This window comes from Erwinia sp., from assembly GCF_031978025.1.
In the GTDB taxonomy this organism is placed as follows: Bacteria; Pseudomonadota; Gammaproteobacteria; order Enterobacterales; family Enterobacteriaceae; genus Erwinia.
In genome coordinates, this window is record NZ_DALZCD010000263.1 from 1 (window position 1) to 5,774 (window position 5,774).

Below are 5,774 nucleotides of genomic sequence, written 5' to 3' on the forward strand. Positions count from 1 at the left end.
TCAGGAAGAGAGTTAAAAAGAGGCTAACGCGCCCCCGGGCGCGTTTTTGTTTACGCAGAAAGCCACACTGCTCCCGGGTTTACCCTTTCAGCTTGTCTCTGTTCCCTTTATCTACTGATGTCTTTCAAAAGAAAGCTTATCGAAAGGCGCTTTGCCCCCTTCAGCCCGCTTCCAGGCAAAATCTGCCGTGACCAGAAGATCAGCCAAACCTGATGCCGTGCGCAACATAGCCCTCGTTATTGCCTGAGGTATTTTGCTGTCCCCGTATCCGGACGCGTTTTTTATTGACAGGATTAAATCGCTGCGGTTACTTTACCCTTCTGACAATCGTGGATACTCAGATGAAACAGTTACCGTTTTTCTTCGCCTTCTTTTTTACCTTCCGCTGACCGGGAGGCGATTCGTCGTAGCAGAAAGAATACGAAGACGAACAACAAGGCCTCCCAAACGGGAGGCTTTTTTTTTATGAATATCTGACAGGTAGCCCTATGAACCCCGAAAATCCCCTGCTGGGCCTGCGCGAAAAAATCAGCGCGCTGGATGAACAACTGTTGAGCTTACTGGCTAACCGCCGGGCGCTTGCGGTTGAGGTTGCAAAGGCAAAAATGGCCACGCACCGTCCCGTACGTGACATCGACCGCGAGCGCGATCTGCTGGAACATTTGGTCACGTTGGGCAAAGCCCATCAGCTTGATGCACATTATATCACCCGCCTTTTTCAGCTGATTATCGAAGATTCTGTCCTCACGCAGCAGGCGCTGCTGCAAAAGCACCTGAACCAAATCAGCGCCCAGTCAGCACGTATCGCCTTTCTCGGTCCAAAAGGTTCTTACTCACACCTTGCTTCACGTAACTATGCCGCTCGCCACTTTGACACTTTTATTGAGTGCGGCTGTCTGAACTTCCGCGACATATTTCAACAGGTGGAAACCGGCCAGGCTGATTACGCCGTATTGCCGATCGAAAATACCAGTTCCGGCTCGATCAATGAGGTTTACGATCTGCTGCAGCAGACCAGCCTTTCGCTGGTTGGCGAGATGACGCTCCCCATTGACCACTGCGTGCTGGTCACCGGCAGCACCGATTTACAGCAGATAGAAACCGTCTACAGCCACCCTCAGCCTTTCCAACAGTGCAGCGAATTTATCCACCGCTATCCGCACTGGAAAATTGAATATACCGAGAGCACCGCTGCCGCAATGGAGCAGGTCGCGGCGTTGAAATCACCGAAGGTTGCCGCGCTGGGCAGCCAGGCGGGCGGCGAGCTGTATGGCCTGCAGGTGCTGGAGCGCAACCTGGCTAACCAGCAACAAAACATCACCCGCTTTGTTATCCTGGCGCGCAAGCCCATTGAGGTTACGCTGCAGGTGCCGGCCAAAACCACCTTGATTATGGCGACAGGGCAACAGGCTGGCGCGCTGGTAGAGGCGTTGCTGGTTCTGCGACAGCATAATTTAGTGATGAGTAAACTGGAGTCACGCCCTATTAACGGCAACCCATGGGAAGAGATGTTTTATATCGATTTCCAGGGCAACTTGCGTTCAGAAGAGGTGCAGCAGGCCCTGCGCGAGTTAGCACCCATAACCCGCTCGCTAAAAGTATTGGGCTGTTACCCAAGCGAGAACGTCCTACCGGTCGAACCTTCCTGACTATCGCCAAGGCCGCTTTCCGGAGCGGCTTTACCCTCATTGCCAGACCGGTCACCCCTACTGGATCATTTACCTGCCCTGCCGCTACATCATTCTTTCTGTAACGTTTTTCAGGGAAATTTATGCGCACCTTTTTACGCTTTACGGTGCTGCTTTCGGTCAGCCTTTTCTGCTTCTGCCAATCGTCAGGTTACCGATCAGCCTGGCCACGAGGTCACCCTTCCCAGTCGCGTTGTAGTTTTACGGATATTTTAGTTCAGCTGAATGCTCCCCCTACCCTCGTGGAGCTTCCTGGTAACTGGAAGAGTAGCCTGGCGATGGCTATACGCGGCTGGTGCCGGTGGTGACGCATCGGCCGGCACAGGGGCATTTAACGCATGTGGATGTGGAAAAGCTGGTCGCGCTGCATCAACAGGGGGGCGTTACTATGCACCGCAGGAAATGATTGTCACTGTTGCTATCCCGCCGCCTTTTGAAATGCTTACGCTTTCGCCGTGTATGATGAGAACGGGCGGCCGCTGGCGGATTTCTTACTAAGCACGCAAGCGCAGGAAATTTTAGCGAGGGGCGGCTTTCTGCCGCTCAGGAAGAAGCAAACGTACAGGCCAGCGGTTGGCCTGCCGTTAGCACGCAAAAGAGGCCCGTTATCGTCGGCTGTCGTTAGCCTGACGTAGCAGTGAACGGCTTTCCAGCATGAAGCTCTGAGCGTAATCGCCAAACCAGTGCTCCACACGGCGGAAGCTGTCGACAAACGCCTGCTTATCACCCCGCTCCAGCAGCTGAATTGCCTCACCAAAACGCTGATAGTAACGTTTAATCAGCGCCAGGTTATTTTCTGAAGACATGATGATATCCGCATAGAGTTGGGGATCCTGAGCAAAGAGTCTGCCCACCATCGCCAGTTCAAGACGGTAAATAGGCGATGAGAGCGCCAAAAGCTGCTCAAGATTAACGTTCTCTTCCGCCAGGTGCAGGCCATAAGCAAAAGTGGCAAAGTGACGTAGCGCCTGAATAAAGGCCATATTCTGGTCATGCTCTACCGCGCTGATGCGATGCAGACGCGCGCCCCAGACCTGAATCTGTTCGAGGAGCCATTGATAGGCTTCCGGCTGTCGACCATCACACCAGACCACCACCTGTTTTGCCAGGCTGCCGCTGTCCGGGCCAAACATCGGGTGCAGCCCCAGCACCGGGCCGCTGTGCGCGGCCAGCATCGCCTGAAGCGGGCCGTTTTTCACCGAGGCAAGATCCACCAGGATACAGTCTTCCGGCAGCGGTGGCAGGTCGGCAATTACTTTTTCCGTCAGGTGGATCGGCACGCTGATGATGACCATTCCGGCATCTGCCAGCAGGCTTTCCGCCTGTGCCCACTCCTCTTTATCCAGCGTTTTTACCTGGTAACCAGAAAGGGTCAGCATCTTTTCAAACAGCCGCCCCATTTTGCCCTTGCCGCCAACGATGACGACCGGGCGAAGCTGCGGATGCAGGGTTTTAAAGCCCTTATCGTTTTCGCTGGTGTAGGATTCACGCATGACGCGGCGTAGCACATCTTCAATCAGATCGGGCGGTACACCAAGCGCCTCCGCCTCTTTACGTCGTGAAGCCAGCATGGAGGCCTCACGCTCCGGTACGTAAATCGGCAGACCATAACGGCTTTTCACCTCCCCCACTTCTGCCACCAGGCTTAACCTTTTCGCCAACAGATCGAGTAGCGCTTTATCCACTTCATCAATTTGATCGCGCAGCGCGGTCAGTTCAGCCACCATAATTAACCCTCTTGCAACATACGCGCCGCCAGTATGCCATCCAGTTCCTGATGGATGTTCCGCAACAGCGTGTCGGTCGTTTCCCAGTTGATACAGGCATCGGTTACGGAAACGCCATAGCGCATGGCGCTTTTAGGCTGTTCGGACGACTGGCTGCCTTCGTGCAGATGGCTTTCCAGCATCAGGCCGATTACGGAACGGTTGCCGTCCCTGATTTGGGAGACGGCGGATTCGGCTACGCCGGACTGGCGACGGAAGTCTTTGTTAGAATTACCGTGGCTGCAATCTATCATCAGTGCCGGACGGAGTCCCGCCTGAAGCATCTCTTTTTCGCACTGCGCGACATCTTCCGGCCCATAGTTTGGCTGTTTGCCGCCGCGTAAAATGACGTGGCCATCCGGATTACCCTGCGTCTGCAACAGGCAAACCTGCCCGCTCTGGTTAATCCCTACAAAGCGGTGTGGCATAGCCGCCGCGCGCATAGCATTGATTGCCGTGCTGAGGCTGCCGTCCGTGCCATTTTTAAATCCAACGGGCATGGAGAGGCCGGAAGCCATTTCACGATGAGTTTGCGATTCGGTAGTGCGAGCGCCGATAGCCGACCAGCTAAACAGATCGCCCAGGTATTGCGGACTGTTAGGATCTAATGCTTCCGTAGCCAGCGGTAACCCCATTGCAACCAGTTCTACCAGCAACTGCCGGGCGATATGCAGGCCAGCTTCCATATCAAAAGAGTTATCCATGTGCGGATCGTTGATTAGACCTTTCCAGCCCACGGTGGTGCGAGGCTTTTCAAAGTAGACGCGCATCACGATATAGAGCTGATCGTTAAGATCGTCAGAGAGCGCTTTCAGATGCCGCGCATACTCCAGCGCTGCTTCGGTATCATGGATGGAACAGGGGCCGCACACCACCAGCAGACGGTGATCTTTTCCGCTGATAATGTCTGAAATCGTCTGACGCGAAGCGGCAATTTGCGCCTGCTGCGCGTCGGTCAACGGGAACTTGTTTTTCAGTTCCTGCGGCGTAATTAAAATCTGTTCGTCCGCGATATGAACGTTGTTCAGCGCATCTTTTTGCATGGTCGTCAGCTCTCTTAGTGGTCCCGTCAGCCTGTCATCAAGGTGCAGATACTGTATCAGAAGCGATACATAACTCAATGCACCTATGTACACTTTTATTACCACAGCAATTAAACGAAAGGGAAATTTTATTTTATTTATATAAAAATCAATAAATTAAATTATAATCAGCATCAACATTTCGCATCAGCACATGTAAACTTAGATTTACATTAATGATATATGTATACCGCTAATTTTCTTTACCCGCCCTGACTGACACCTCATCACTACCTCGGTGGATTTGCTAAGTGGGCCTTTATGCGTTGTTCTGCAGCGGTCGAAATAGTTAACGCTAAAAAACAAACGAGGGGGAACTATGACAGCCTGCCATCCCTTTCCAAACCTGGGCTTTTCCTGACTTATATTCACCTCAATAATGCGTTATAAAATATTAATAACTCTAAAGGAGAAGTCCTATGCAGGTCGTTTACCGTCCTTACCACCATGACGATGCCGTAGCGTTTGCCCAGGCCGTCAATAGCTCGCTGGATACGTTGCGCCCCTGGCTACTTTGGGCCCATGAAGGGTTTACCCTGGAAGAAGCTCGCCGCTGGTTTACCGCCACCCATACGCTGCGTGAAACCGGTGAAGCCAACGAGCTGGGCCTGTTTGCCGAAGATGGCCGCTTGCTGGGCGGCGCGGGGCTACGTTATTCCACCACGCAAAAAAATCTGTGTTCAATGGGGTATTGGGTACGTAGCAGTGAACAACGACAGGGAGTAGCCAGCCAGGCGGTGCATTATCTTCTCGATCTGGCGTGGCAGGACGGAAAAACCGAGACGGTGGAAATCCTGGCGGTGGCGGAAAATGTCGCCAGCCGTCGCGTGGCAGAAAAGTGCGGCGCATCCCTGATCGACATTAAGCACGGGTTGATCGTGCTGGATAGCGGCCCGGCGGAGACGGCCATTTATCACTTTCACCGCCCGCGCTAACTTCATGCAACCTTAGCCGCCACCTGATATTTTTATCGGGTTTTAAGTGTGGCCTGAAGCGTACAGGCATTCTGACCGCAAGGCTCGCTATTAAGAAAATCGTAAGGTTGCTGAAGGGAATATTTTCTGTCGATTTTTACTTATGGTCCGGCATGCAGAAACGTTCAGACTGCGGTGCTCACCGTTAAGAAAATCAGTAAGGTTGCTGAAAGGAATATTTTCTGTCGGTTTTTACTTATGATCCGGCGTGCAGAAACGTTCAGACTGCGGTGCTCACCGTTAAGAAAATCAGTAAGGTTGCTG

5 protein-coding genes and 1 other annotated feature are annotated in these 5,774 nt (G+C 52.9%); of the genes, 3 read left to right on the top strand and 2 right to left on the bottom strand.

What is annotated here, in order from left to right; all coding sequences use genetic code 11:
• Positions 1–340: 340 nt before the first annotated feature.
• Positions 341–465, top strand: a sequence feature (Phe leader region).
• Together pheL and pheA are read left to right on the top strand one after the other, a co-directional pair.
• Positions 342–389 (top strand): pheA operon leader peptide PheL, encoded by a 48-nt coding sequence (pheL, locus tag RTK32_RS17655; RefSeq protein WP_199746341.1) that lies wholly within the window; start codon positions 342–344, stop codon positions 387–389. It overlaps the preceding feature by 48 nt.
• A 23-nt stretch (positions 466–488) precedes the next feature.
• Positions 489–1,649, top strand: coding sequence for a bifunctional chorismate mutase/prephenate dehydratase (pheA, locus tag RTK32_RS17660; RefSeq protein WP_312046261.1), 1,161 nt, complete (start codon positions 489–491; stop codon positions 1,647–1,649).
• A 644-nt stretch (positions 1,650–2,293) separates the two neighbouring features.
• Here pheA and tyrA read toward each other — a convergent pair.
• Positions 2,294–3,415: a bifunctional chorismate mutase/prephenate dehydrogenase gene (gene tyrA, locus RTK32_RS17665; RefSeq protein WP_312046263.1), complete on the bottom strand. Its 1,122-nt coding sequence runs from the start codon at positions 3,413–3,415 to the stop codon at positions 2,294–2,296.
• 2 nt (positions 3,416–3,417) lie between these two features.
• Positions 3,418–4,497, bottom strand: a complete 1,080-nt coding sequence (locus RTK32_RS17670; protein WP_312046265.1) for a 3-deoxy-7-phosphoheptulonate synthase — start codon at positions 4,495–4,497, stop codon at positions 3,418–3,420.
• 458 nt (positions 4,498–4,955) lie between these two features.
• Here RTK32_RS17670 and RTK32_RS17675 point away from each other — a divergent pair, with 458 nt between their 5' ends.
• Positions 4,956–5,471 (top strand): GNAT family N-acetyltransferase, encoded by a 516-nt coding sequence (locus RTK32_RS17675; protein ID WP_125287474.1) that lies wholly within the window; start codon positions 4,956–4,958, stop codon positions 5,469–5,471.
• The last annotated feature ends 303 nt before the right edge of the window (positions 5,472–5,774 follow it).